This is a genomic window from Bacillus sp. EU63 (assembly GCF_038592915.1).
GTDB classification, from domain to species: domain Bacteria; phylum Bacillota; class Bacilli; order Bacillales; family Bacillaceae; genus Bacillus; species Bacillus velezensis.
This window is the reverse complement of sequence record NZ_CP151944.1, coordinates 2,891,708-2,915,987: the sequence shown is the minus strand read 5'-3', so window position 1 is coordinate 2,915,987 and position 24,280 is coordinate 2,891,708. Positions and strand designations below refer to the sequence as shown.

The 24,280-nt window shown below is 44.2% G+C and carries 28 protein-coding genes and 3 pseudogenes; 18 read left to right on the top strand and 13 right to left on the bottom strand.

The genetic code is table 11. The features are described from left to right. The first annotated feature begins 108 nt into the window (after positions 1–108). Positions 109–234 carry a hypothetical protein gene (locus NYE38_RS14485; RefSeq protein ID WP_007408768.1) on the top strand — a complete coding sequence of 42 codons (126 nt, stop codon included), beginning with the start codon at positions 109–111 and terminating at the stop codon, positions 232–234. Between the two features lie 40 nt (positions 235–274). On the opposite strand, the gene NYE38_RS14480 is transcribed toward NYE38_RS14485, so the two are convergent. The 3 genes from NYE38_RS14480 to NYE38_RS14470 all read right to left on the bottom strand — a co-directional run bounded on the left by NYE38_RS14480 (position 275) and on the right by NYE38_RS14470 (position 2,205). Continuing rightward, positions 275–598, bottom strand: coding sequence for an AzlD domain-containing protein (locus NYE38_RS14480; RefSeq protein ID WP_007408767.1), 324 nt, complete (start codon positions 596–598; stop codon positions 275–277). Further along, a complete protein-coding gene (locus NYE38_RS14475) occupies positions 595–1,326 on the bottom strand; it encodes an AzlC family ABC transporter permease (RefSeq protein WP_021494461.1) in 732 nt (243 codons plus the stop codon). Before NYE38_RS14475 ends, NYE38_RS14480 begins: the two co-directional genes overlap by 4 nt. A gap of 72 nt (positions 1,327–1,398) precedes the next feature. Then, the gene (locus tag NYE38_RS14470; RefSeq protein ID WP_025285117.1) at positions 1,399–2,205 is read right to left on the bottom strand and encodes a helix-turn-helix domain-containing protein; all 807 of its coding nucleotides are present in this window, start codon (positions 2,203–2,205) and stop codon (positions 1,399–1,401) included. A 222-nt stretch (positions 2,206–2,427) separates the two neighbouring features. Between NYE38_RS14470 and NYE38_RS14465 the strand changes: the two genes are divergently transcribed. The 3 genes from NYE38_RS14465 to NYE38_RS14455 all read left to right on the top strand — a co-directional run bounded on the left by NYE38_RS14465 (position 2,428) and on the right by NYE38_RS14455 (position 4,744). After that, positions 2,428–3,297, top strand: coding sequence for a cation diffusion facilitator family transporter (locus tag NYE38_RS14465; RefSeq protein WP_017418380.1), 870 nt, complete (start codon positions 2,428–2,430; stop codon positions 3,295–3,297). A gap of 269 nt (positions 3,298–3,566) precedes the next feature. After that, entirely contained in the window at positions 3,567–3,812 is a 246-nt protein-coding gene (locus tag NYE38_RS14460; protein ID WP_237587108.1) for a hypothetical protein, read from the top strand. Between the two features lie 179 nt (positions 3,813–3,991). Further along, on the top strand, positions 3,992–4,744 hold the full coding sequence (locus NYE38_RS14455) for an SGNH/GDSL hydrolase family protein (RefSeq protein WP_025649729.1): 753 nt from the start codon (positions 3,992–3,994) through the stop codon (positions 4,742–4,744). A 15-nt stretch (positions 4,745–4,759) separates the two neighbouring features. Here the strand turns inward: NYE38_RS14455 and NYE38_RS14450 are convergent, their stop codons facing one another. The 3 genes from NYE38_RS14450 to NYE38_RS14440 all read right to left on the bottom strand — a co-directional run bounded on the left by NYE38_RS14450 (position 4,760) and on the right by NYE38_RS14440 (position 5,948). Continuing rightward, positions 4,760–4,888, bottom strand: coding sequence for a hypothetical protein (locus tag NYE38_RS14450; RefSeq protein ID WP_014721673.1), 129 nt, complete (start codon positions 4,886–4,888; stop codon positions 4,760–4,762). A 141-nt stretch (positions 4,889–5,029) separates the two neighbouring features. Beyond that, positions 5,030–5,539 (bottom strand): type 1 glutamine amidotransferase domain-containing protein, encoded by a 510-nt coding sequence (locus tag NYE38_RS14445; protein WP_017418377.1) that lies wholly within the window; start codon positions 5,537–5,539, stop codon positions 5,030–5,032. 181 nt (positions 5,540–5,720) lie between these two features. Next, positions 5,721–5,948, bottom strand: coding sequence for a hypothetical protein (locus tag NYE38_RS14440; protein WP_017418376.1), 228 nt, complete (start codon positions 5,946–5,948; stop codon positions 5,721–5,723). Positions 5,949–6,184: 236 nt separating this feature from the next. Between NYE38_RS14440 and hmpA the strand changes: the two genes are divergently transcribed. The 5 genes and pseudogenes from hmpA to NYE38_RS14415 all read left to right on the top strand — a co-directional run bounded on the left by hmpA (position 6,185) and on the right by NYE38_RS14415 (position 8,799). After that, positions 6,185–7,375: an NO-inducible flavohemoprotein gene (gene hmpA / locus NYE38_RS14435; protein ID WP_017418375.1), complete on the top strand. Its 1,191-nt coding sequence runs from the start codon at positions 6,185–6,187 to the stop codon at positions 7,373–7,375. A 103-nt stretch (positions 7,376–7,478) separates the two neighbouring features. Beyond that, positions 7,479–7,784, top strand: a pseudogene (locus tag NYE38_RS14430) (DnaB-like helicase C-terminal domain-containing protein); the annotation flags it as partial. Continuing rightward, positions 7,753–7,923, top strand: coding sequence for a hypothetical protein (locus tag NYE38_RS14425; RefSeq protein WP_014418644.1), 171 nt, complete (start codon positions 7,753–7,755; stop codon positions 7,921–7,923). The pseudogene NYE38_RS14430 and the gene NYE38_RS14425, both read left to right, overlap by 32 nt. Positions 7,924–7,982: 59 nt before the next feature. Next, positions 7,983–8,175, top strand: a pseudogene (locus NYE38_RS14420) (XtrA/YqaO family protein); the annotation flags it as partial. A gap of 261 nt (positions 8,176–8,436) precedes the next feature. After that, positions 8,437–8,799: a positive control sigma factor gene (locus NYE38_RS14415; RefSeq protein ID WP_014418642.1), complete on the top strand. Its 363-nt coding sequence runs from the start codon at positions 8,437–8,439 to the stop codon at positions 8,797–8,799. A gap of 18 nt (positions 8,800–8,817) precedes the next feature. On the opposite strand, the gene NYE38_RS14410 is transcribed toward NYE38_RS14415, so the two are convergent. After that, complete coding sequence (locus NYE38_RS14410; protein ID WP_014418641.1) at positions 8,818–9,234, bottom strand: type II toxin-antitoxin system HicB family antitoxin; 417 nt, start codon at positions 9,232–9,234, stop codon at positions 8,818–8,820. Between the two features lie 14 nt (positions 9,235–9,248). Continuing rightward, a pseudogene (locus NYE38_RS14405) lies at positions 9,249–9,429 on the bottom strand (type II toxin-antitoxin system HicA family toxin); the annotation flags it as partial. A gap of 181 nt (positions 9,430–9,610) precedes the next feature. Between NYE38_RS14405 and NYE38_RS14400 the strand changes: the two are divergent. The 5 genes from NYE38_RS14400 to NYE38_RS14380 all read left to right on the top strand — a co-directional run bounded on the left by NYE38_RS14400 (position 9,611) and on the right by NYE38_RS14380 (position 13,124). After that, positions 9,611–10,195 (top strand): hypothetical protein, encoded by a 585-nt coding sequence (locus tag NYE38_RS14400; RefSeq protein ID WP_014418640.1) that lies wholly within the window; start codon positions 9,611–9,613, stop codon positions 10,193–10,195. Between the two features lie 314 nt (positions 10,196–10,509). Then, positions 10,510–10,686 (top strand): hypothetical protein, encoded by a 177-nt coding sequence (locus NYE38_RS14395; RefSeq protein WP_017418372.1) that lies wholly within the window; start codon positions 10,510–10,512, stop codon positions 10,684–10,686. 23 nt (positions 10,687–10,709) lie between these two features. Next, positions 10,710–11,390 carry a hypothetical protein gene (locus NYE38_RS14390; RefSeq protein WP_014418639.1) on the top strand — a complete coding sequence of 227 codons (681 nt, stop codon included), beginning with the start codon at positions 10,710–10,712 and terminating at the stop codon, positions 11,388–11,390. Positions 11,391–12,002: 612 nt separating this feature from the next. Then, complete coding sequence (locus NYE38_RS14385) at positions 12,003–12,548, top strand: HNH endonuclease signature motif containing protein (RefSeq protein ID WP_014721671.1); 546 nt, start codon at positions 12,003–12,005, stop codon at positions 12,546–12,548. Positions 12,549–12,566: 18 nt separating this feature from the next. Beyond that, on the top strand, positions 12,567–13,124 hold the full coding sequence (locus NYE38_RS14380) for an SMI1/KNR4 family protein (RefSeq protein WP_014418638.1): 558 nt from the start codon (positions 12,567–12,569) through the stop codon (positions 13,122–13,124). 137 nt (positions 13,125–13,261) lie between these two features. Here the strand turns inward: NYE38_RS14380 and NYE38_RS14375 are convergent, their stop codons facing one another. Together NYE38_RS14375 and rpsD are read right to left on the bottom strand one after the other, a co-directional pair. Then, complete coding sequence (locus NYE38_RS14375; RefSeq protein WP_174747015.1) at positions 13,262–14,632, bottom strand: aldehyde dehydrogenase; 1,371 nt, start codon at positions 14,630–14,632, stop codon at positions 13,262–13,264. 255 nt (positions 14,633–14,887) lie between these two features. Next, entirely contained in the window at positions 14,888–15,490 is a 603-nt protein-coding gene (gene rpsD / locus NYE38_RS14370) for a 30S ribosomal protein S4 (protein WP_003152406.1), read from the bottom strand. A gap of 290 nt (positions 15,491–15,780) precedes the next feature. Between rpsD and NYE38_RS14365 the strand changes: the two genes are divergently transcribed. After that, positions 15,781–17,529, top strand: a complete 1,749-nt coding sequence (locus tag NYE38_RS14365; RefSeq protein WP_104842749.1) for a sensor domain-containing diguanylate cyclase — start codon at positions 15,781–15,783, stop codon at positions 17,527–17,529. A gap of 34 nt (positions 17,530–17,563) precedes the next feature. Here NYE38_RS14365 and NYE38_RS14360 read toward each other — a convergent pair whose 3' ends face one another. After that, positions 17,564–18,046, bottom strand: coding sequence for a GAF domain-containing protein (locus NYE38_RS14360; RefSeq protein WP_007408037.1), 483 nt, complete (start codon positions 18,044–18,046; stop codon positions 17,564–17,566). Positions 18,047–18,171: 125 nt separating this feature from the next. Here NYE38_RS14360 and refZ point away from each other — a divergent pair, with 125 nt between their 5' ends. Next, positions 18,172–18,795: a forespore capture DNA-binding protein RefZ gene (gene refZ / locus NYE38_RS14355; protein ID WP_007408038.1), complete on the top strand. Its 624-nt coding sequence runs from the start codon at positions 18,172–18,174 to the stop codon at positions 18,793–18,795. On the opposite strand, the gene hisJ is transcribed toward refZ, so the two are convergent. Further along, positions 18,785–19,597, bottom strand: coding sequence for a histidinol-phosphatase HisJ (gene hisJ, locus NYE38_RS14350; RefSeq protein ID WP_014418635.1), 813 nt, complete (start codon positions 19,595–19,597; stop codon positions 18,785–18,787). The two genes, refZ and hisJ, sit on opposite strands and share 11 nt — an antisense overlap. Before the next feature lie 195 nt (positions 19,598–19,792). Here hisJ and ezrA point away from each other — a divergent pair, with 195 nt between their 5' ends. Beyond that, positions 19,793–21,484: a septation ring formation regulator EzrA gene (ezrA, locus tag NYE38_RS14345; RefSeq protein ID WP_017418366.1), complete on the top strand. Its 1,692-nt coding sequence runs from the start codon at positions 19,793–19,795 to the stop codon at positions 21,482–21,484. A gap of 113 nt (positions 21,485–21,597) precedes the next feature. Here the strand turns inward: ezrA and brnQ are convergent, their stop codons facing one another. After that, positions 21,598–22,938: a branched-chain amino acid transport system II carrier protein gene (gene brnQ / locus NYE38_RS14340; RefSeq protein ID WP_007613107.1), complete on the bottom strand. Its 1,341-nt coding sequence runs from the start codon at positions 22,936–22,938 to the stop codon at positions 21,598–21,600. Between the two features lie 193 nt (positions 22,939–23,131). On the opposite strand from brnQ, the gene NYE38_RS14335 reads away from it, so the two are divergent. Further along, entirely contained in the window at positions 23,132–24,277 is a 1,146-nt protein-coding gene (locus NYE38_RS14335) for a cysteine desulfurase family protein (RefSeq protein ID WP_022552830.1), read from the top strand. Positions 24,278–24,280 lie beyond the last annotated feature (3 nt).

Here is a 24,280-nt window from a genome sequence, read left to right as displayed (position 1 = left end):
AGTCCGGCCGCTCAATGCGGCAGGCTGCTTTTTTATGTTTTGTGAATACTGCACGGGGAAATGAGTACAGTACATAGTATAAGCAAAACAGGGAAGGGGTGCTGCGCCGTGAATTTCATGTTTACCATCGCAAAAGAAAGATTGCAGCGGGATCATTGGGAACAGCAGCAAAGCATAAACGCCGAAGCCAAAGCCGAGGAATCAGAGACGGAAGAAGAAAATCCGACATCATAAAGGGAAAGCCTCCATTCTGCGGAATGGAGGCTTTTGATTGTCACCATATCAGCCTGACGGCGGCCATCAGCACGACTCCTGTGATGACCGTGATGGATAAGCTTTTTGTCCGCATCGCGCAAAGCAATGTCGGGATGAGAACGATCATTGCTTTCCAATCAAAGGTCAAAGCGCTGTTTGTTTTCACAATCATGCTTTCCGTTACCAGAGCCGTCAAAATACAAAGCGGAATAAAGGAGAGCCATTTTAAAGCCAACTCAGGCATCTGAATGTTCCGGACAAATATAAACGGAACAATGCGCGGCACAAGTGTAACAATCATGCAGCCGAGTATAATCCAGATCATTTGTGTGCTGATGCTCATTTGTCCGTCACCACCCCGATCGTTGCCACAATCACGGTTGAGGCGATAACCGCGATGTGTGACGGGACGAAATACGATAACAAGACCATAAAAATGATCATATAGAGAATTAAGGAGAGGCTGTGCTTCAGCTTTTCCGAAGCGGACGACTGCAATTGCAGCACAAGCAGCGCCGCAAACATAGCGGGCAAAGCAAAGTCCAGGCCGAGCGCGTAAGGATCAGATATCCATTGTCCGAGAAGCCCGCCCATCACGCAGGAAATAACCCAGCACACGTAAGCGGTTATATTGAGACCGTTCATCCACTTATCGTATAACCTGCCGTTCTGAGCCGCTTTGTTCACCGCTACCCCGAAAGATTCGTCAGTAAGCAAAGCCCCGAAGCCGATATTTTTCAGCAAAGAGTATTTCGTGAAATACGGCGCGATGGTCAGGCTCAGCAGAAGGTGCCGCAGATTGACGATAAACGTCGTTAAAATAATGGCGGAAATAGGACTCCCGGAAACAAGGAGCGAGCAAATAATAAATTGGGCGGCGCCGGCATAGACACACAAAGATAACAAACAAATTTCAAGAATGCTTAGATGAGAGGCAACGCCAACGATGCCGAAAGCAAAACCGATGCTCATATAGCCCAGCAGCGTAGGCACACAATCCCGCACCCCCTGTAAAAACGTATCGTTCATTTCCCGGGAAACGGCGGTTTTTTGCACTTCTGTGTTAATCATTTTTTATACTCCTTTCATAGAGATTATAATGATAACGACTAATGAAAAAATCAAAGAAAATACGGTTCACATTTATATGAACCGATTTCCGGTGACGACATGAAATAACGAATGGTTTTGTTTCATCAGGCCCTCAACTTTTTCAGCCCCTACTTCTTTCACAAGCTCCGCGAACATCAGATCGTGCCTCATATATTCCATGGCCACGAGAACGAGAGCGGGATCTTCTGATTTAATGGCCCAGGCATTCGTCTGCGGAGAAAAATTGGCGATTAAGACTTCTTTATTATCGCGGGCAGCTATCGTTAATCTTCCGCCCATCCGCTTCTCCGCTACTTCAGGAGACATATTATGATTTGTCGTATTTCCGAGCTTCACTTCCGGAGGGCCGAATACAATCGAAAAGACGGGCAACTGTTCGGCGGCGCGTTTGTTAGCGGCTTCTTGAATAAAGGGAATCTGCTGTTCCCAGACAGACAGCCACAACTCTTCCTCGGCTTTTTCAATCATATCCTTCATCTCATTGATGACATGATCATTCGTGCTGATGCGGCGGATGACATTCATCTCCTGCTCGCTTTCCAGTGCCAATAACTTTTCCTCAAGGTAGCCGAATGAGCTCTCGAAATCGTGCCGGAGCCGGTCGATTAATTCCTTTCCGGCCAGCGGGGCATATGTAACCGGATCAGACGGCACAATATGGACAGCGCCTTTATCAACTAATTTCCCCAATACTTCATAGATCATTGAGCGGGGGACGCCTGACCTTTTGCTGATTTCATATCCGGTAACAGGCGAGTGTTTCAACAAGCCGATATATGCTTTACATTCATATTGAGAAAATCCAAACTTCTGTAATTCTTTCAGAACATCGTCCATAAACATCCTCCGTAGTGGTTATTCATGAAACTACTATAATGTAAGCGGTTATATCTTGTCAATGGGACTTGAGTGCTGAAAGAAAGGTTCGCCTGTTTTGTCGCTTTCCAACTTAGTTTATGATGAGTTACATGTATGGCTTTTGTGAAAAACGTTGCCGTAGACCCACACGAATGCCGTTTGATACGATAAATACAAGAAGTCAAAAAGAGGAGGATTACGGTGGAAAACACCTCTAAAATCGCTTTTTTATCGGTTATAAGCAATTCCCTGGTCGTCATGCTCAAAATAGTGGTGGGGATAATAACCGGATCTGTCGCGATACTTTCTGAAGCCATTCATTCTTTTTTAGATTTGATCGCCGCCTTCATCGCCTTTATCTCCGTCAGGATTTCAAAAAAGCCGGCTGATACAGGGCATCCGTACGGTCATGGAAAAGTCGAGAATCTGTCGGGGACCATCGAGACGATTCTGATTTTTGCGGCAGGGATTTGGATGATATATGAATGCGTTCAAAAACTGGTCAACCCGGCGCCGGTTCATCTGCCCGTATTGGGCATTGTTGTGATGCTTGCGGGGGCTCTCATTAATTTGATCGTTTCGAAGTTCGTAAAAAGAGAAGCCGAAAAGGTTAATTCCGTGGCAATGAAATCAAATGCCCTGCATTTACTGACTGACGTGTACACATCATTAGGCGTAGCGGCAAGCCTTTTGGTCGTTACCATAACGGAGTGGTACATACTTGATCCCATTATAGGTATGGTGCTGGCGATGTATATCATATATGAAGCGTTTAAGTTAATGAAAGAAGCATTCCCGCCGCTGATTGATACCCGTTTGTCGGAAGAGGAAGAAAAAACAATTTTAAAGATTATTGAAACATTTCAACAGGAATTTATTGAAATTCACGATTTTCGTACAAGACGCTCCGGCCCGCAGGAGTATATTGATTTTCACCTGATCGTACCCTCTCACGTGACGATTAAAGACGTGCACGACCTGTGTGACCGCATTGAAAGAGATATTACGGATGAATTCAAACAAGCACAGGTAATGATTCACCCCGAGCCGGAGAGCGAGAGGAAGAAATAAATCGATCTTATGTTTGCGTTTGTTCTCAGCAAAATGCCTGCAAAAGGCCCGTTCCCACGGGTCTTTTTGTTGTATAAATGTCCATTTCTCGCTCATATGAGAGAGAAGCTTATACACGTGAGGGATACATTTCATACGTTATGTTGTAAAGAAAAAGGGAGGTGAACAGAATTGAACGCTATTTCTGTTAAAGAAATTGAACATGGAGTTGCCGTTGCGGAAAGAGAAGGTTTAGGGGAGTATTTATACCAAGAACCGGTTTCTAAAAAATGTTCGCGCCGTTCCCGCAGCAGAAAACGGACACACCGTTCTCGCAGCAGAAGACGGACGCATCACCGGACACACCGTTCCCGCAGCAGAAGACGGACGCATCACCGGACACACCGCTCCCGCAGCAGAAGACGGACGCATCACCGGACACACCGCTCCCGCAGCAGAAGACGGACGCATCGCCGGACACACCGTTCCCGCAGCAGACGGTCTCATCAAAAACGCACCCGCAAACGCTGTTTTAAATGCTGACTGCAGACTCTATTACAAGTAACGGGGATCTGCTATAATGGCAAGAGAACTGCATAAAAGATCCGGTATCATCATCCGCGGACACTGAACTGACAACATGGCGCTGTTTGTTCGTGTCCGTTTTTTATGTCAAAAAAGATGCCGGAGGATAAAAAGGAAGGGATGACGCCGAATGAAGCTGAATGAGGATTTTTATAACTCTGAAGGAAAGACAGTCTCTTTGCCAAACATAAGCAGCAAGCTTTTGCATATCACGGACAGCGGGCATATCAGCGTTGACTTCATCAGCATAAGCAGGCTGCGGAAGGCTTCAAAAATCGCGATCTTAGGTGACAGCGTCGCCCGGGGGCTGCGTGCGGAATACGGCTTTGGTGACATTCTGAAAGACCGGACAAACGCTGAAATAACCAATCTGTCTGTCAGCGGCGTTAACATGAGCAACAACGGAAGCGGTAACATTTATCAGCAGGCGCTTAAAACAAAGGGACATGATGTCATCATTGTCCAGGGAACAGATGATGATTGGTGCAACCACATTCCCATCGGCACAGATGAAAAGGATATCACCACATTTTACGGAGGCTTCTGCCAAGTGATCCAGCAGCTGCGGGGCGGAAATAAAGGCGCGAGCATCATTGTGGTGACCCCAACGAGACAAGCAAAAATATCAAAAGGAAAAATCGTCCGCCGTGATACTGATAAAAATAAACTGGGCCTGAAGCTGGCTGACTATGTGAAAGCCCAAAAAGAAGCCTGCACACTCCTCTCTGTACCGTATGCCGACCTGTTTGATACAGATCTCATCGACCCGTATAATCCCGCTTTCCGCAGCATGTGCATGTCAGAAGGTCTTCATCCGAACGAGAAAGGGCATCAAATCATATTTCAGGAAATCTGCCGGAATTATTATTACTATTATGGGTAACACAGCGCTAACAGATTATTTTCGGCTTTGCTTTTCTAAAAGCTCAATTATTCTTTGAGATGCGTGTCTTTGCGCTCTCAAAAGCGAGATGATATTACCGGTAAAACCGATTAAAATGATAAGCAGCAAGATGATCATCCACATAGCGAACCTCCTGTCGAGTGTCGAAAAACCCACTCTTAATTTTACTTATTATGGATGGGGAAGAGAATAGGTCTAACTATTGGTGTTTCTTTATCAATCCATAAAAAAAGCACAGACTGAACGGGTCTGTGCTTTTTTCTCTTATTTCAGCAGGTTCAATGATTCACGATTAAAGGCTTCCAAATCGTCAGGTGTTCTGCTCGTTACGATGTTATGGCTCACGACGACTTCTTCATCTTTATAATGTGCGCCGGCATTGATTAAGTCTTTGCGGATGCTGCGGAATCCCGTGATATCTTTTCCTTTAAGAAGGTCGGTATCAATCAGCAGCTGCGGGCCGTGGCAGATTGCGAAAACAGGTTTCTGATCTTCCACGAATGCTTTAGTGAATTCACCCGGGCGGTCATCTCCGCGCAGAAGATCCGGTGAAAAGCCTCCGGGAATCAATAACGCATCGAATTCCTTGGCGTCTGCGTCTGAGATCGCTTGATCAATCTTTACTTTCTCACCGTGCTTGCCCGTCACTTCTTTCCCTGCTTCTAAATCTATTGTCACCACACTGTGGCCCGCTTCTTTAAATGCTTCCGCCGGGCTTGTATATTCAATATCCTCAAATTGATCTGTCATCAGAACTGCGATTTTTTTGCTCATACATCATGCCTCCTGTGAATTTGTATATGACAAGAATATCAGGCGGATTGCCGCCTCACAACGTATTTGCTTGAAGATACGGCATGAAAAAAAGACCCCTCTGAAAAAGAGGAGCCAAAAGGTACGGAGGTCTGCTGAAACTTACGTGTTTAACTTGAGATAAGGCAAGAAATCGAATCAATTACTTTTTGCGTCTTTTTTTATCCTTTTTACACCCGCATTTCCCCGGATCGCCCGGATCAATGACTTCGTGAATTGTTTCTTCCTTATAAACGTGGCGGGGAACATAACGGATATGTTCTCTGTTAATGTGTTTGATGGGATGGACGTAAACCACTTCTTTGTCAGTATACTTGTCAGTCACAATATACTTAGGGTCACAGTAATACACTTTCGATTTTTTACCCATTCATCTCACCTCCCGTACTTTATTAAATGCTGAAAAGGAGGATTTTGCATCGGACAAGTACACCGTGGCAAGTCCACAATTTTTCAGCTGCAATTTCGTTTTTCTGGTTTTTCCTGAAGCCGTCTCAAATTGGAATGGCTAACCCTTTTTGAACGGGGAAATCTATAAAAAAGAATTCAAAAACGATTCTTTTCTCAGGTCAATCGAGATGCGTACATCTTTAGGGGGATTTCAGAATGCTCGATGAAAAAACGATTGAAATCATTAAAAGCACAGTGCCGGTCTTAGAAGAGCATGGTGAAGAAATCACAGGCCGATTTTATGACCTGCTTTTTCAGCATCACCCTGAGCTGCTGAATATCTTTAATCAGACGAATCAAAAGAAAAAAACACAGCGTACGGCCTTGTCGAATGCTGTGATTGCGGCCGCAGCCAATATTGACCGGCTGGAAAACATAGTCCCCGTCGTCAAACAAATCAGCCATAAGCACCGGAGTATCGGTGTTAAGCCCGAGCATTATCCAATCGTTGGAAAGTACTTGTTAATCGCGATAAAGGATGTGCTAAAAGACGGGGCTGCTCCTGAGGTCATTCAGGCATGGGAAAAAGCATACGGCGTCATTGCAGACGCTTTTATCGGAATTGAGAAGGACATGTATGAACAAGCGGAAACGCAAAAAGGCGGCTGGAAAGAATATAAGGCGTTTACAATTGATAAAAAGGTAAAAGAAAGCAAAGAGATAACGTCGTTTTATTTAAAACCGGAAGACGGACAAGTTCTCCCCGAATTCAAAGCGGGACAGTATATCAGTGTAAAAGTATACATTCCGGACACGGGTTATACGCATATCCGCCAGTACAGTTTGTCGGATGTATCCGGTAAGGATTATTACCGGATTTCCGTGAAAAAAGACGGAATTGTTTCTTCATATCTGCATGACCAATTACACGAAAAGGATTCAATTGAGATCAGCGCTCCGGCCGGGGATTTCGTATTAGACCCTGATTCCAAAAAGAATCTGGTTCTCATCAGTGCCGGTGTCGGAATTACCCCGATGATCAGCATGTTAAAGACGGTTGCCAAAACCCAGCCGCAGCGAAACGTTCTCTTTATCCATGCGGCAAGGAGCGGAGAGTATCATGCGCTGCGGCATGAAGCTGAAGAAGCCGCGGAACAATCATCCGTTGACACCGTCTTTATTTACAGCGAGCCGTCCGAACAAGACCGTTCAGAAAACATTCGTTTTCGGGAAGGCCGGATTGACAAAAAGCTGTTAGAAGAAGTGATGACAGATAAAGATGCTGATTTTTACCTGTGCGGATCACCGTCGTTCATTAAAGAAATGAAAAAGCTGATTTCTGAATTCAATACACCGCCGGAATCCATTCACTATGAATTATTCGAACCCCAGCTGAGTATGGTGTGATGGAAGAAGGAAGGACGATGATTTTAATGTATGAAGCACCCGGATTGGGTGCTTTTTTATTCTCTTGCAAGGAACGATTGAATTAAGTGCCGCCGCATGTTAAAAACACATGAGCCGAGAGTTGGATATTAGCGTGATTGCTCTCAGTCAGCTTTCTCACGGGGCGTTGAACAGCGGCAGGATAAACGACCGATGATGTCAGACATAAGAGAATCGGGACACATTGAACAGGACGCGGATGTCATTGGGGTTCTTTATCGGGATGATTATTACGACAAGGAAAGTGAGAGCAAAAATTTATTGAGATCAAATAGGCAAGCAGCGAAACGGCCCGGTCGGAACTGTTTCACTCGTGTTCATCAAAGAGTACGGGCTTTTTGTCAACTTGGAGCGGCGTTTTGACGATTAGAGATTGGTATGAAGCAGCGCTCCGAAACAATTATTACTCACTTATCCTGCTGATCGAATTTTTGGTGTGCGAGAAAAAAAACGGTGCGGCTGCAGGATTCGGAAGAGGTGCTGAATTTTTATTTACAAGAGAAATTTAAAGACGGGATGAACGCTTATTTGTTGGTATACGAACAACGGATTTAAAGGAGGAAACAGTATGAGATTAATCAGTTTAGATCATATAAAGAGATAAACTTGTCATAGACACGACACAGTACGGTTACTTTGCGGTTATTCTATCCAATGGAGCTGCAAGGATGGCTCCGCTCCCCACATACAGGGAAACAAAGATAATTACAAATCATGGCAAGATCACCCGCGTTAAATGGGACGAAGGAGAATTGTTTAATTGGATACAAGTCCAAGACGGAAAGCCTGCGGACACTGATCATTGTACAGAATTACTGTGCTCTGATTGGTGTCCGTTTTTTTGTTTTCCGGAAGCGGCTTATTTAAGGGGAATTAAACAGGAGGAAACATATGTAAGATTTAATCATTGAATATAAAAGCGCATTGAAAGATGTACCGGCAGTTATCGGAGGTTGCTGACAGTCTCTTAACCGCTGAACAAAACAGCGATAAAAAGATTATTGGCGGCATGATAAGCGACATTGAATACAATCGAATGGCTGCAGAACGGAAGACAACCCGGCGCCCGCCGTGGTGCTGATCGCAGGGATGCGTATAAAAGGACGATCCTTTCTGATCCGCGTTTAATTGATGCGCTGCCGGAAGAATATGCAATCGTTCAGGACCCTGATGGAGAGGCAAGCGATTGGAACAGGGAAAGAATAGCGATCTTTATCTGTACTGACAGACCCCGAGAAAGATATTTTTATCATGCACGCTGTGCAAAATATGTTTATGAAGAAATAGCTGCTTTACTCAATATAAAAAAAGGAACCGTCCAAAAGAATATTGAACGATCCCTCTTAAAAATGAAAAATAGAGCAAATGACAGCCTTTTTGTTTAGCTTAACAGGCTGTCTTTTTTATGATGATCTTTTATTAATGCCAAGCCGCTCACGTAATGCAAATTGAAGAAGCTGCGAAAAGTTTACACCTTCTTTTTCTGCTGCTTCCGCCAGCCATTTAGGTACAGTAAGTGTCTTTTTCACCGCTTTGTTTTCCATTTCATCACGGACAATATCTGTCCAGGCGCTTACCATAACAACAAAACCGGTTGCCGGCACTTTGATATATTTTGGAGCGGAGGGGGAAGGGATGTCTTCGCCGTCTTCTTCCATGCCATATAGAAAGCCTTCGAGCGCATCTTTTGCCATGATCATAGCATCATCCACGTTCTCGCCTTCTGAAATGCAGCCGGGTAAATCGGGAAAGGTAATTGTGTAGCCGTCGCTTCCGTTTTCTCCTGCATCAAAAATCGCCGGAAATAAATACTTTGCCATATATATAAAACCTCCTTACAAGGGGGTTGTTTAAGTATAGAATTTAGTGTGCTGGGTTTGAAGTCTTTTTTGGATGTGGGACTGTTACCGTGCCCGGTTTGGTTGGATGTTAAAGTGGTGATGACTACCAACAACCCGCTTTAAATACCACCCATCTTTTGTAAGTATCTTTATGATATCTCTTGAAGACTTCATGTTTCCCTCCCTTCATATATATTAAGAGACATATTATTTATACGTGTCGATACTTATTTTATAAAAAAAGCATTTTTGTCTTACTTGAGACTAATTTATGAAAAGAACTTTCGTTCGACAAATTTCGTAAATGGTTTCATTGTCATGCTCTTTTGCCGATAAAAGGGATTGAGGTGATAATATGCAAAACCATTCGTTGATGGAAGCGAAAGAAATATCGAAATACCTAGAAAAAAGATACGGGAAACCCTATAAAGAAAATCTGACCATTCAGCAAGTTGTTAAAGAAGCATTAAAAAGAGATCACAGTGAAGAGCAATTGAAACTGATGGTTAATAGATTAGATTCGAATCTCAATGTTTCAAATGATCTAAGCTCTCTTACAACTATTCCTTTTACATTACTTACATCAGCTCTTGCCGCAGTGCTTAGTGTCTTTGTTGTTATGTTCACTTTCTATTTCAATACTACTAATAGTTTTTCCAACACTATGTTACAAAAGGATAAAGAAAATAAGATAAATCCTGGAGACATCCTTAATACTATTATTGAAATTGGAATGCAACTAGTTTCGCCAATATTTTATTTTAGTATTATTATGACTCTTATAATGTTTGGGACGTGGGGGTGGCTCACAACTAAAAGTAAGAGATATTATGAACAGCAGCGGGGTTTTAAGTTGTTATTAGACGAAGTAATGGAAGAGTTTAAAAAAGAATCTAAAAAAGAATCTAAAGAAGAATCTAAAGAAGAATCTAAAGGATAGGCATTGGACAGTTGGCATCATTCTACGGGATGGTGCTTTTTTATATTCTCTGTAAACTGCTTCCGGTAAATCAGTCGTTGATATTTACTGATTTTGTTTCCATGTAGTTAATAAGAATCATTTATTATGCTCTACCATTTTTCCGCCTCTAATAATGTGTTAACATGTTTTTAATAAATCATTATCTTTACAGCTAGTACAAGAAAAAAACAAATTGTTAGAAAGTTGCAAGTAGAAAAAATATTTCATATTTTATAAAATGTGGGTGTACTTAAAAACAAGCACCCGGAATTATGCAGATTGGAGAAATCAAAATGACTAATAAGAAAATTATCTTTGACATTATTATGTACATTATTTTCGGTGGGGTAAGTGTTTACTTATTTTCGCAAACTAATTTTGGAACAGGTGCGTTGATTTGTATTATCGTAATTTATCTTGCTGTTATCGCGTATAAAGTCAAACAGTTAGTCAGTCGGGCTGATTCTTAGGGTGCGTTAAGGGGGATTAGTAAGTGAAAAGGAAAAAATTTTTGGCCGGGGTTTTGGCTGCGTCAATCGCTTCAGGTACAGTTTTACCAACAAGTTCTGCGTTTGCTGAAAGCATTCAAGCACCTTCCTATGAACAGTTAAATAAGGATTTTAAAATCACAAGTGAAGTAATTAAGGATGACGGCAAACTAGTGGAGATTCAATACGCTAAACAAGGTGAGAAACACAAAGCTGTGCTTAATGCAAAAGATCATACTGTTAAAGTGGACGGTGAAGTACAAAAAGGTTTGAACTATGATTTTGATGAAAAGAAAGCAGAGATAGCAAATGGCACTCAAAATTCATCAGCGACAGATACATTCACAACAATGGCCGCGAAACCAAAGGCAGGATATAAGTATGTTGGAACGGTGTCTGGTCATACAAAAGAGTCTAAAAATGCAGTCACCTTAGTGGGATCTTTATTTGGAACAATTCCTGGGCTTGGATGGGGTGCTAAGGCTGCAGGTGTCTTGTTTGCTTACTGGACCAAAGAACGAATCCCTGATGCTTATTACAAATATGATTTGTATGAAAAAGGTGCAATGACTAACTCATGGTATCAATATACTACAACTCAATTTTTTGAAGATAAAGCACATAAAAAGCCGATGGGTAAACCTTGGACAAGTAGCCCAACAAAAATCGACTTGCCTAATAGCTAACTGGGAAAGCAGGTGTTTAAGCCTGCTTTTTTATATTCTCTGCAAACTGCTTCCAATAAATCTCGGAAATACGAATGGCGGTTAACAGTCTGAGGACGGGGGGCAGTTTAGAAAGAATATGATTGGAGGGATTACATGAAAACAATTAATTAAGCCTTTGAGGAATTAGGAAAGAATCTAAGGTGTGCGGCTGAAAGGATGCCAACACCCAAACCGCTATCCACAGAAGCTTTTATTATGTTGAGTAAAGGAGATAGAGCATGGAAACAATTTATGCGCACCCATTTGAGACGTCATGGTTTATTTCGCTCACGTTCTTCTGTTTATCGTGTGTAGTCTGTTCAGGTAAATCAGAAAAGGAATAAGCATGGCAAGGCAACGTGATGAGTTAGACAAAATCTATAATACAGCACGCTGGAAGCGGGTAAAAAAAGCCGTTCTAATTAGGGACGGCTATTTGTGTTGTGAGTGACGTCGTCGTGGATTAATAGGAGACAAATACGGTCCACAATCTCATCACATTAAGAGATGATCCAAGCGGGGCATTTGATCTTGATAATCATAAAACGATCTGTTTAAAGTGCCACAACAGGAGGAACCCGGAAAGAAGCGGTGGGGAGAAGGAAAAAACGATTATATGAAAGTAACACTTATAGCGGAAAATATGGAAGGGTTTTTCTCCATAATAGAGAATTTTTAGGGAAGGATATTAAAGCAGGTAAATCATATTCAAAGTCGTATTATCCTAAAAAGACAAAGTTTTTTATGTCCCAACATACTTCGATAGCCGGCTGGAAAGGTTCACTTCCTGATACTTCAACTGGAACATTGGCTCCTGCTCTTGCGAATAAAATAGCAATGCTGTATCCAGAGATAATAAATACTCACAGCAAAAAAACAATGCCCTTACCGGCTAAAGCAAATTTCCCGGCTGTACCTGTCGATAAAAGAGCTAAATGGGATAGCAGAACGGATCGAGGTAACTATATAAAGAAGTACATCGACACATACGGTGATCCGAAGTGGAATTGGAGTTCATTCGATATTCACCATGTGCTTCCGCTAAAGTATGGGGGAAAAAATAACTTTAATAATTTGTATCCTCTCCCTCGTGATATGCACCAAAATCTATTAAATCCTTGGAGGGATAAATATTAATAAGTAAGAGGTGGCTCAATGGCAGTTTTTGTTGAAAAAACGCTCCAAGGTCTAAAAGAATTAATTGATGAAAAAGGCCGCTTAAAAATTTTAGGGAATGAAGGAACTCTTTTAGAAACAGAATGTACTTTTTCTAAAGGTGCAACAGATCTGGAGATTGAGAGTTTTGAGAAGAAAATAAAAGTCTCACTTCCTGAAGATTATAAAACCTTTTTAAAATTGCATAACGGAGCCAGAATATTTGATTTGTTGATTTACGGTGAGAATGTAGGTGGGGGGTTGCATATTCTTAATTTAGAAGAGATTGAAAAGTATATGCAAAATGGTTTTTTAAAGCCTCAGTTTATTCCCGTCGCACATCTGTTAGACGGATGTTATTTGTTAATTGACAAAACCAAAATATCCACAGATCCAAACTATTTATGGTTCCACGGATTTGTCGAGTATGAACCAATGCAACTTAATTTTGAGATATTTTTAGATAGGTATATTTTATCTCAGGGATCAAGTTTTTGGGAATGGAATATCTACACTGCTGAGAATTATTATAGGACTCACCAGGGTGATGAGGATTAACCTTTCCTACAGTTGGGTTGGTTCATTTTTACTATTAGACTTCGATTTGAACTTTTAAAAATAGGTTTAATTTAAGAGACGAACCGATTAATTGGTGTATAGAGGATTTATAAAAAGCGCAGATACTCTGCGCTTTTTTATTTAAGTATTTTCCGAATCATTCGCAGCCCGTTTTTGGAAGAAGGATAACGGAAAGCGAAGTCGAAGCGGTTCGTTTGTTTGACGACGCTTTTTTTGTGCGTAAACGTGTTAAAGCTGTCAAATCCGTGATAGCTGCCGATGCCGCTTTCCCCGACGCCGCCGAATGGCAAATACGGTGTCGCAACATGCATTAACGTATCATTGACACAGCCGCCGCCAAACGACAGGTTCTCTAAAACAGCGCGCTCAGTTTCTTTGTTTGTGGTGAAGAGATACAGGGCGAGCGGCTTTGGGCGTGATTGGACTTTCTCGATGACTTCATCGATATCGCCGTATGTAAAGAGCGGAAGAATTGGCCCGAAAATCTCCTCCTGCATCACTGGAGAGTCATCCTTCACTTGATCTAGAATGGTCGGCGCTATTTTGTGGTGATCAGGATTAAATTGTCCGCCTGTAAGCGGGACGCCATCATTCAGAAAGCTGAGCAGCCGCTGATAGTGGCGTTCACTGACGATTTTGCCGTACTGCGGATTTTGTTCAGGCTGAGGGCCGTAAAATTCGCTGATCGCACGCTTCATTTCTTCTGTGAGCTTCGTTTTGATATCTTGGTGGACAAATAAATAATCCGGTGCGATGCAGGTTTGCCCTGCATTTGTAAATTTCCCGAAGACGAGACGTTTGGCGGCAAGCTGTATATCAGCATCCTTATGGACAATGCAGGGACTTTTGCCGCCGAGCTCCAAGGTAACGGGAATTAATTGTTTGGCGGCGGCCTCCATGACGATTTTTCCCACGGCAACGCTTCCAGTGAAGAAAATATAGTCAAAGGGCTGCTGTAATAACACAGTGCTGACGTCGGGTCCGCCCTCCGCCATAGCGACATAGTCACTCGGAAAAACGCTGCTGATGAGTTTGGAAAGAACAGCGGAAACCGCCGGCGTGTATTCTGACGGTTTAAGAACGACTGTGTTTCCGGCCGCAATGGCTCCAATCAAGGGTGAAAGCGCCAGCTGCAAGGGATAATTCCAAGGCGCAATCACCAAAACGGTTCCATATGGCTCAGGGATAATGATGCTTTTCGAGCCTAGGTGAGTCAGAGGCGTTTTGACTCGTTTCGGTTTGATCCATTTTCCCAGCCGCTTCATCACAAAACTGATTTCCTCCAGTACAATTCCGATTTCTGTTGTGTACGACTCCTGTTCGGATTTGTGGAGATCCTGATAGAGAGCGGCTGTTATATCGGCTTCTTGTGTTTTGATGGCTTGTTTCAGCTTTTGCAGCATGTTCAGTCTCGATTCTAGCTGTCTCGTATGCCCCGCCGCAAAATAGGCTTTGTGCTTGCTGACGATAGAGGGGATGCTGTTCATTCCGTCTCTCCTTTTTGTAAGGTATGATGATTCATTATGTAAAAAATCGCTTCTGCTTGTCAAATTGGGATTTTTCTAATGTACATGTAGCTGAAAAGCCAGTAGGCACATAAAAAAAGCCCCGGACAGGGGCTTTTTTAATAAAGAGAGGGAGCATCTGCCCATTATTCTGACAGCCCAAAAGAAAAACCCCGGAAACATTGTCATTACAACATGTCCGGGGTTTAATCCAATGCTCTTTAAAGAGCGTTTTACTTAACGGGAGTAGAACTCAACGATAAGCGCTTCGTTAATTTCCGGAGCAAGCTCAGAGCGCTCTGGAAGACGAGTGAATGTACCTTCAAGCTTTTCAGCGTCGAAAGTAAGGTACTCAGGAACGAAGTTGTTTACTTCTACAGATTCTTTGATGATAGAAAGGTTTCTTGATTTTTCGCGAACACCGATTGTTTGACCAGGTTTTACTTGGTAAGACGGAATGTCAACGCGGCTTCCGTCAACAAGGATGTGACCGTGGTTAACTAATTGGCGTGCTTGACGGCGAGTGCGTGCAAGACCGAGCTTGTACACAACGTTATCAAGACGTGCATCTAAAAGAATCATGAAGTTTTCGCCGTGTTTACCAGTCATTTTTGCAGCTTTGTCAAACAATGTGCGGAATTGACGTTCGTTTACACCGTACATGTGACGAAGTTTTTGCTTTTCTTGCAATTGCAAACCGTATTCTGATAGTTTTTTACGCTGTCCCGGACCGTGGGGACCTGGTGCGTAAGGGCGTTTTTCTAATTCTTTACCTGTACCGCTAAGAGAGATTCCTAAACGGCGAGACAGTTTCCAAGATGGACCTGTATAGCGAGCCATAATGTGACTCCTCCTTTGGTTTTATTTTGTGGAAAATAAAAACCGTCTGTTCGATCCGACCGTGCACATTTTGTTTTCATGTATCCTCGCTCCAGCAGCAGAGAGTTACACGATACACCTTACAGCTAAGGAACAAAATGCAAACACAGAAGCTGAACAAAAAGGCTGCAATATTTCACACAAAGAACATTATATGATTTTTCTCCGCCGCCGTCAACCATTTCTCCATGAAGAGTGCCGGTTTATGATATAATGTACAAAAATGAGTAGTACATGTTTAGGTGATAAAAATGAAAAAACAAACAATTGATGAAGTGACGGCCTTTCATCAGAAAATGCTTTCTTTTTTCTTAACGAAATCTGAATCCGTCTCATTATCCGACTCGCTGTTATGGCTGGCCTCAGCTCTAGAATCCTGCTTTACATCTCTTTCATTGACCCTTTCACCGGCAGAATCAACACGTTTCACCATAAAAACAGAAGATGAACCGCATTATGCTCCGCTGAAAGAGAGCGACGGCCGTTTTATGATCAGGAATCAGACGTCCGGCAGATCCTTTTATCTGCGCTCGGAAGGCGGGCTGCCGATCCCGGAATCATTGCCTGAGATCGTTACTCAGTTTATCAATCAATCTGTGAGACAAAGCGGGCTGTTTGACAAAACGAAGCATCAGCGGAAAATTCACAGAATGACAGAAATGTTCCATTCGCTTTTGGATCAAAATGAGGTTTTGGAAAAACTGCAGGCAAGTTTGAGTACGGCTTTCCGGTCTTTCCGCTTTTCACTGTTTATCACGCAGGATCAGGATACGGACAGACAGCTTCCCGCAAAAGAATTACATATGGACGGAAAAGATGCCGACCCGTCTGCCCTGAAGGTTTATTTATCGGGGAGACTGCTCAGAAAAGGCAGGTCATCTGCTTACCTGCCGATCAAAGGCCAGCAGGGGACTTACGGGGTTCTGAAGACGGAGGGGCTGCAGGATGCCGTTCTTTCGTGCAGTACTCTCAGTGAAATGCTGCTGCTTGCGGGCGCGGCGGGAAAAGCATTTGAAAATGCGCAGCTCTATGAGCAATCGAAAAAAAGCATTGCGAATCTGGAGCTCATTAATGAAACATCGCGCCAGCTGAATCAGCGCCTCAGACTCACTGACACGATGCGGGAACTCGCCGCCATTATGACCCAATCGTTTCATGCGGAAGAAGTGGCTTTTTTTCATATTGATCATTTTGAGACGCAAAATCTGCTTCCGGGACATACCGCTTTTTTTAAGACAGAACGTGCGAACCCTTATATCAGCATTGTGAAAGAAAAGCTGTTCGAGGGAGAAAAGGGCGTGTTTATCGGCAGCGGAAAGACTGTATTCGGCGAAAACGGCTACGGCTCGCTGATGGCGGTGCCGATGATCGAAAATGACACCGTCTTCGGGTTCGCGATTTTATTGAAAAAGGATTTGTATGCTTTTACGTTTGAAATGTATAAGCTTTTTCAAGCGCTCATTCACCATGCGACATTGGCGGTCACGAACTCCATGCTGCGCGACAGGCTTGAGCATCTTGTTCAGACAGACCAGCTGACGGAGCTGTATTCAAGAACCTATTTGGATGAGAAAATTCAATACAGCATGAAAATTCATAAACGGGGTGTATTCATCCTCGTTGATATCGATAATTTCAAAAATATTAATGATACATACGGTCATCAAACGGGAGATTCGATTCTGATTCAGGTGGCCTCCGTTATGAAGAACCATATTCGTGAGCATGATGTCGCTGCAAGGTGGGGGGGCGAGGAGCTGGCTGTCTATCTGCCGAATATCAACGTGTCATCCGGAGAACGCATCGCTAAAAGGCTGGTTCGCGCCATCCGGGAAAACACCGAGCCGCGCGTGACGATTTCCTGCGGCGTTTCCTGCTGGTCAAAGTCCGGCCCGATGCCGTTGAAATTGCTCGTTCAGCAAGCGGATGAGGCGCTTTATATCGCCAAACGGAACGGCAAAAACCGGCTGATCATCCATCAAAACAGCACGACGACATAAAAAAGGAGCCGGCCTGCCGGCCGGGCTCCTTTTTTTATCCTAATCGTTTTTCAAGCGTTTCAACGAACTTTGCTAAATAGGTTTCGTCCGTTTCATCAAAACGGTTTTTCACGGGGCTGTCAATGTCCAGCACACCGATCACTTCACCGTTTACGCGGATCGGGAGAACGATTTCTGACTGGGAAGCCGCGTCACAGGCGATGTGTCCCGGGAACGCATTCACATCGGCAATCCGCTGCACGTCGCCATTAGAGTAGGCAGTGCCGCATACGCCTCTGCCGAACGGAATGCGCACACAGGCAGGAAGTCCTTGAAACGGTCCGAGCACGAGCTCGCCCTCTTTAGCGAAGTAAAACCCCGCCCAGTTGACTTCATGTAATGAATGGTATAAAAGCGCTGACGCATTCGCGTAATTTGCGATCGCATCCGTTTCATCTTCTGTCATGGCTTCGAGCTGTTTAAGCAGAAGCTGATAACTTTTTTCTTTATCTCCGGATTGTTTTTCGACATGAAACATGGAAAACCCTCACTTTTTCTATAATATCAAACAAAGTTCCGGCCGTTCTGCCGGCATTTGTCGAGAAGTTCTTACAGGAACGGCGCCTTTCTGCTTGAATTGTTACACATAAAGGGGTGAGCCGTATGAAAGTAAGCACCAAAGACAAAATTATTAACGCCGCTGTCCAGCTGTTTAACCAAAAAGGTTATTCCGGCACGTCCGTCCGTGAAATCGCAAAGTCAGCTGATGTAAATGTTGCGCACATCTCCTACTATTTTAAAGGGAAAGGCGGATTAATGGAACATTTAGTTTCCGAGTTTTACGAAGGCTATACTGAAGCGCTGGAAAAAGCCGCCGTCAGTATGAACGGTGAAGACGCGCAGGAACGCATCCTGCGGGTGATTTTCGATATTTTATCCTATCAGCACGATAACCGTCAATTAACGCGGTTTGTATATCGGGAAGTAACGATTGATTCCGTGCTTATCAGGGAAATTATGTCTACTTACTTAATGAAAGAAAAATATATTTTCCAGCTGGTGATTGAAGAAGGGCAGTCACGCCACAGACGGCTGACGCTGCCCGTGCCGCATTTTATTCTGCAATTGAAATCCCTCTTGATGATGCCGTATCTTCAGCCTCAATACATTACCGAGGTGCTCTATATGCAGCCTCATGAACCGTACTTTTATAAAAGGTATTTTGAAGAGGTGAAGATCTGGATCGAAAGCGTGTTCCGACGGCCTGATGCGGCGCTTATGAAGTAATGATGCTTTTGTACGTTTCATAGGAACTGCCGACATCTTCCGCTTGATGGGCGTCCGACCCGAATATGAGCGGGATTTTTTTTTGCTTCGCCGTCTCAGCCATCCAATCCTCCATGTATACTTCCCCGGCAAACTTCTTTCTGAGCCCGGATGTATTCACATCCAGCTCCATTCCGTGTTCTTTCACGGCGTCAAGACAGCGGGCCGCAAGCTCTCTTATTTGAGGTGACATGCTGTAAGGGAAAAGGCGCGCGAATTTTTTGACGAGCGTGATATGGCCGACCCGTTTTGGCTTAAAGGGGCCGAGCGGTGTTACAATGGAAGAATACACAGTTTCATAGTATTGTTCATATACGGCTTCAACGCTTCCGAAGCGGTCGGCAAGCTGCTGAAAGGCGTGCTCGTCAAAATCGAGGCATATATAAGACGGGCCGGTCTTCAAAAAATGAACGGATAAAATGCCGTCATCCAGTGAGGGGCCGTACGTGTTCAGAAACGCCGCGGTTTCCTCTTCATACCCTGTGATAAAATCGGTTTCTAGCCCGGTCAGAATGCTGATTTGTCCATCGTATTCCTTTTTCAGCTGTGACAGCCGCTCCAAATAAACCTCCATCTGTCTGAGATCCATCGCGCTGTCCTGAAACGGTACGGGATCTTGAAATGACGGAGGAAGGGGGGCGTGCTCTGTAAATGTGATCGAGTCAAAGCCTCTTTCCAGGGCCTTTTCGACATATTGTTTCAGCGCATCCTTCGAGCCGTGAGGGCAAAAAGGCGTGTGGATATGAGCGTCTCGTTTTTCCATTTGTGTCACTCCATTAAAAAATTGCAGAATCCTGCCGAAATTATGCAAAAAGTTTTTGATTTCTGGTCAAAAAATGTTGGTTACATGGTATCATAATAACAATGAAAACGACAGATTTTCTCAATACATATATTGAAATCTTTCTGAATACATAAAACACCCTGACAGATTAAGAGAACAACAAGGGGGCTCATTATGGAGTTAGTCATCGGATTATTGGTTATACTGCTCGCGCTCTTTGCGGCGGGCTACTTTTTCAGGAAAAAAATTTATACGGAAATTGACCGGCTGGAGTCATGGAAGATTGAAATTTTAAACCGTTCGATAGTGGAAGAAATGTCCAAGATCAAACATCTGAAAATGACCGGAGAGACGGAAGAGTTCTTTGAAAGATGGCGCGAGGAGTGGGATGAAATTGTCACAGCCCATCTGCCGAAAGTAGAAGAGCTCCTTTATGATGCCGAAGAGAACGCCGACAAATACCGCTTTAAAAAAGCGAATCAGGTGCTTGTCCACATCGACGACCTCCTCACTGCAGCCGAATCAAATATAGAAGGCATACTGCGTGAGATCAGCGACCTTGTGACGAGCGAGGAAAAAAGCCGCGGAGAGATTGAACAGGTGCGTGAGCGGTATTCAAAAGCGCGGAAAAACCTTCTGGCGTACAGCCATCTCTACGGAGAGCTTTATAACAGCCTGGAGACGGATCTCGACGAAATCTGGAGCGGCATAAAAGAGTTCGAAGAAGAGACGGAAAGCGGCAATTACATCAAAGCGAGAAAAGTGCTGCTTGAACAGGACCGCAGACTGGATCAGCTTCAGACATACATAGATGACGTTCCGAAACTGCTTGCGGACTGTAAACAGACCGTGCCGAACCAAATTGCCAAGCTGAAAGACGGCTACCGGGAAATGACGGAAAAAGGCTACAAACTGGAGCATATTCAAATCGAAAAAGAGCTGGATACACTCACAAATCAATTGAAACGGGCCGAAAACGCGCTTTTAGAAGAATTGGATGTCGACGAAGCGTCCGCCATTCTTCAGCTGATTGATGAAACCATTCAATCGATGTATGAACAGCTGGAAGGCGAAGTGGAAGCCGGACAGTCCGTATTAAGCAAAATGCCTGAGCTGATCATCGCGTATGAGAAGCTTGAGGAAGAAAAAGACCGCACAAAAACCGAAACGGAGCTCGTCAAGGAAAGCTATCAGCTGACGGCGGGTGAAATCGGCAGACAGCATGCCTTCGAAAAACAACTGGAAACGATCGGCCGGCTCCTTGAGCAGGCGAGAGAAAAGCTTGACGGTGAGCATGTCGCTTACTCTCTATTGATTGAAGAAGTCGAGGCCATTGAAAAGCAGATGGAAGAGGCTCAGAAAGAACATGCCGAATACCGTGAAAATCTGCAGGCGCTCAGAAAAGAAGAACTGCAGGCGCGGGAAACGCTGATGCATCTTCGGAAAACCATTTCTGACACGGCCCGAATGCTGCAAAAAAGCAACGTGCCGGGAATTCCTGAACAAGTCAAGGACAAGCTCGAGGCGGCAAATCATCATATAGAAGAAACCGTCAGCCAATTGGAAGAGCTGCCGCTGAACATGGAGGAAGCCGCCAAACATCTGACCGAAGCCGAAAAGGTCGTTGAGGAAGTCAGCGAAGAGGCGGAAGATCTTGTGATTCAGGTGAAGCTGATTGAGCGGATCATCCAGTACGGCAACCGCTTCCGAAGCCAGAATCATATTTTATCCGAACAGCTGAAAGAAGCGGAACGGCTGTTTTACGCTTTCAGCTATAATGAAGCTTATGAGATGGCGGCAGATGCTGTTGAAAAAGCAGCTCCCGGCGCCGTGAAAAAAATTAAAGCTGATCAGTCTGCTTCATAGACGCACAAGCAAAAACTGCACCCTGATGGAAATCAGAGGTGCAGTTTTTTAGTTTCTCACGGAATATAAAAAGCGCCTGCGGCTGATATACGTCAAGCCGCAAGCGCTGAATGTTACGATTTTGCTTTATTTAATTCGATGGGCGGGCTGGTAAAAAACGTGATGATGCAGCCGATGATCGCTCCGGCAATGCCCGGAAGCACCCAGCCGATTCCCATGCTGTAAAGCGGAAGATTTGCGTTTAAGAATGAATCTAATGATCCGAGCGGAATGCCGGCTGCCTTCAAGCCGTCCAGGATACTGAACAGCCCCGTTCCGATCAGGCAGGCGATATAGACTTCCCGTCTTTCCTTAAAGATTTTATCAATAAAGGAAAGGACGATAATGACAATCGCCAGCGGGTAAATGGCTGATAAAATAGGAACTGAAAATGCAATAATCTCAGCAAGTCCGAAATTTGAAATCGCCAGACTGAACAGCGTGACAATCGTAACCACCATTTTGTATGATAAAGCGGGAATCAATTTTGAAAAATATTCGCCGCAAGATGTGACAAGCCCGATGCTTGTCGTTAAACACGCAACGGTGATGGCAGAGCCGAGAACGATGTTTCCCAGTGAACCGAACAGGTAATCTGATGAAGCTGATAAAATCTTTGCGCCTTCGCCGATCGGCCCCACAGCGTCCGTGCTTGTCGCTCCCAAATAGGCCAAAGATAAATAAATGAATGTCAAACCTGCCGCTGCAATCAGACCCGCTTTAATACAAGCGGCGGCGAGCGCTTTACGCTGGGTGACGCCCCTGCTTTTAACAGCGTTGACGACAACGACGCCGAAGACGATTGAGGCGAGCGCGTCCATTGTTTTATAGCCTTCCAAAAATCCTTTGAACACCGGCGTTCCGGAATATGCCTGATGTACGGCGCCCAGCCCGCCCATCGGAGTGACAATGGCTTTTACGACGATGATTAAAATAATACCGAATTTAATAGGAGTCAAAATCTTTCCGACTCTGTCAACGATTTTGGAAGGATTAAGAGCTAAATAATACGTAATAGAAAAAAAGATCAACGTGAAAACAAATAAAGATAATCTTTCCGGAATGCCGCTTAAAAACGGAACTGCACCGATTTCATATGAAACGGTTCCGGTTCTCGGAATCGCGAAAAGCGGCCCGATTGATAAATAAAGAACAACGGTGAAAATAGTCCCGAATACCGGATGAGCTTTATCGGCAAGCCCTTTCGCGTCTTTGCCCGTTAATGCGATGGCGATAATACCCAAAAGCGGCAGACCTACGCCGGTCAGTAAGAAACCGCCCATCGCTTTCCAGACATTATGCCCCGCCGCTTGCCCGAGCTCCGGCGGATATATCATATTTCCTGCCCCGAAAAAAAGTGCGAAAAGCATGAAACCGATAATAACGGTATCTTTGACAGGTAGTGAGTGTTTCATAAAAATCCTCCTAAATACTATGTTGAAATATTCTGTCAATTAATTGTCAGATAATATAACAAAACGAACATTACTTATTATATGGCAATGTACAGAGAAGTCAATACTCGATTTATTGCGAATTTATATTTACTTTTGTTATGGTAGCATAAATATCATACGATGTACCGTTTTCATTAAAGGAGTAAAAAAAATGATATATTTAGACAACAGCTCAACGACCGAGCCGTATGAAGAGGTATTAGATGTGTACAAACAGACGAGCAGCCGGTATTTCGGCAATCCTTCGTCTCTGCACCAGTTAGGAACTGAGACGGAACAGCTCCTTGAAGCGGCCGCTCAGCAAATAAAAAAAACCTTGCGTTTAAAAAATTATGATATTGTATTTACATCAGGCGCGACTGAAGCGAATAACGCTGCGTTAAAGGGAGCAGCCTGGGCAAACATGAGTAAAGGAAGACATATCATTGCTTCGGCGATTGAGCATCCTTCTGTGACGGAGACGCTTGATCAGCTGACAGAGCTGTTCGGCTTTGAAGTCACATATCTTCCGGCCGATCAAAACGGCTTCGTTTCTTTGAAAGACGTCAAATCGGCTATCAGGCCGGATACGATAATCGTCAGCGTCATGCATGTCAATAACGAAGTCGGCTCCATTCAGCCCGTAAAGGAAATCGGCGGGTTTTTGAAGCAGCACCGGAATATTCTGTTTCATGTTGATCATGTGCAGGGCATTCATAAAGTTCCTCTGTCTATAGAAGAAGCGGGCATTGACCTTTGCACCGTTTCAGGGCATAAGTTTCACGGCCTAAAAGGGACCGGAGCGCTTATCGTCAAAAAAGGAACGCGGCTCATTCCGCTTATAACGGGAGGCTCGCAGCAAAAAGGCGTCCGTGCCGGAACGGAACACACGGCAGGCGCCGTTTCCCTTGCGAAAGCGATCAATCTTTCCGCGCGTGACATGAACGAGCGGCTTTCTTCCGTGGAGGCTGCCAAGAATGCGCTCATGGAAAGGCTGAGCGGGACGGACGGGGTCGTCATCAACACCCCCGCTGAAAACAGCGCGCCGCATATCATTAATTTTTCCGTTCCGGGCGTGAAGGCGGAAGTGCTGCTGCATATGCTTGAGGAAAAAGGAATATATGTCTCCACAACCGCGGCATGTTCGGCAAGAGAGCACAAACCGAGCCGTGTTCTTCTGCAAATGAATAAAGGCGAACAGATTGCATCAAGCAGCATAAGAGTCAGCCTGAACTTCAGCCATACGGCTGACATCACGGAGCCGTTTATGGCCGCGCTGGTGCCGGCTGTTCAAAAACTAAAAAAAATGATGAGGTAGCAT

What these genes read in the sequence shown, in the direction of transcription:
- brnQ (WP_007613107.1), bottom strand. Translation starts at nt 22,938, where the DNA reads ATGAAACACTCACTACCTGTCAAAGATACCGTTATTATCGGTTTCATG.
- refZ (WP_007408038.1), top strand. Translation starts at nt 18,172, where the DNA reads ATGAAAGTAAGCACCAAAGACAAAATTATTAACGCCGCTGTCCAGCTG.
- NYE38_RS14395 (WP_017418372.1), top strand. Translation starts at nt 10,510, where the DNA reads ATGACTAATAAGAAAATTATCTTTGACATTATTATGTACATTATTTTC.
- hmpA (WP_017418375.1), top strand. Translation starts at nt 6,185, where the DNA reads ATGCTCGATGAAAAAACGATTGAAATCATTAAAAGCACAGTGCCGGTC.
- rpsD (WP_003152406.1), bottom strand. Translation starts at nt 15,490, where the DNA reads ATGGCTCGCTATACAGGTCCATCTTGGAAACTGTCTCGCCGTTTAGGA.
- NYE38_RS14460 (WP_237587108.1), top strand. Translation starts at nt 3,567, where the DNA reads ATGTTCGCGCCGTTCCCGCAGCAGAAAACGGACACACCGTTCTCGCAG.
- NYE38_RS14380 (WP_014418638.1), top strand. Translation starts at nt 12,567, where the DNA reads ATGGCAGTTTTTGTTGAAAAAACGCTCCAAGGTCTAAAAGAATTAATT.
- NYE38_RS14450 (WP_014721673.1), bottom strand. Translation starts at nt 4,888, where the DNA reads ATGTGGATGATCATCTTGCTGCTTATCATTTTAATCGGTTTTACCGGT.
- NYE38_RS14360 (WP_007408037.1), bottom strand. Translation starts at nt 18,046, where the DNA reads ATGTTTCATGTCGAAAAACAATCCGGAGATAAAGAAAAAAGTTATCAG.
- hisJ (WP_014418635.1), bottom strand. Translation starts at nt 19,597, where the DNA reads ATGGAAAAACGAGACGCTCATATCCACACGCCTTTTTGCCCTCACGGC.
- NYE38_RS14470 (WP_025285117.1), bottom strand. Translation starts at nt 2,205, where the DNA reads ATGGACGATGTTCTGAAAGAATTACAGAAGTTTGGATTTTCTCAATAT.
- NYE38_RS14335 (WP_022552830.1), top strand. Translation starts at nt 23,132, where the DNA reads ATGATATATTTAGACAACAGCTCAACGACCGAGCCGTATGAAGAGGTA.
- ezrA (WP_017418366.1), top strand. Translation starts at nt 19,793, where the DNA reads ATGGAGTTAGTCATCGGATTATTGGTTATACTGCTCGCGCTCTTTGCG.
- NYE38_RS14475 (WP_021494461.1), bottom strand. Translation starts at nt 1,326, where the DNA reads ATGATTAACACAGAAGTGCAAAAAACCGCCGTTTCCCGGGAAATGAAC.
- NYE38_RS14440 (WP_017418376.1), bottom strand. Translation starts at nt 5,948, where the DNA reads ATGGGTAAAAAATCGAAAGTGTATTACTGTGACCCTAAGTATATTGTG.
- NYE38_RS14445 (WP_017418377.1), bottom strand. Translation starts at nt 5,539, where the DNA reads ATGAGCAAAAAAATCGCAGTTCTGATGACAGATCAATTTGAGGATATT.
- NYE38_RS14480 (WP_007408767.1), bottom strand. Translation starts at nt 598, where the DNA reads ATGAGCATCAGCACACAAATGATCTGGATTATACTCGGCTGCATGATT.
- NYE38_RS14365 (WP_104842749.1), top strand. Translation starts at nt 15,781, where the DNA reads ATGAAAAAACAAACAATTGATGAAGTGACGGCCTTTCATCAGAAAATG.
- NYE38_RS14400 (WP_014418640.1), top strand. Translation starts at nt 9,611, where the DNA reads ATGCAAAACCATTCGTTGATGGAAGCGAAAGAAATATCGAAATACCTA.
- NYE38_RS14410 (WP_014418641.1), bottom strand. Translation starts at nt 9,234, where the DNA reads ATGGCAAAGTATTTATTTCCGGCGATTTTTGATGCAGGAGAAAACGGA.
- NYE38_RS14455 (WP_025649729.1), top strand. Translation starts at nt 3,992, where the DNA reads ATGAAGCTGAATGAGGATTTTTATAACTCTGAAGGAAAGACAGTCTCT.
- NYE38_RS14375 (WP_174747015.1), bottom strand. Translation starts at nt 14,632, where the DNA reads ATGAACAGCATCCCCTCTATCGTCAGCAAGCACAAAGCCTATTTTGCG.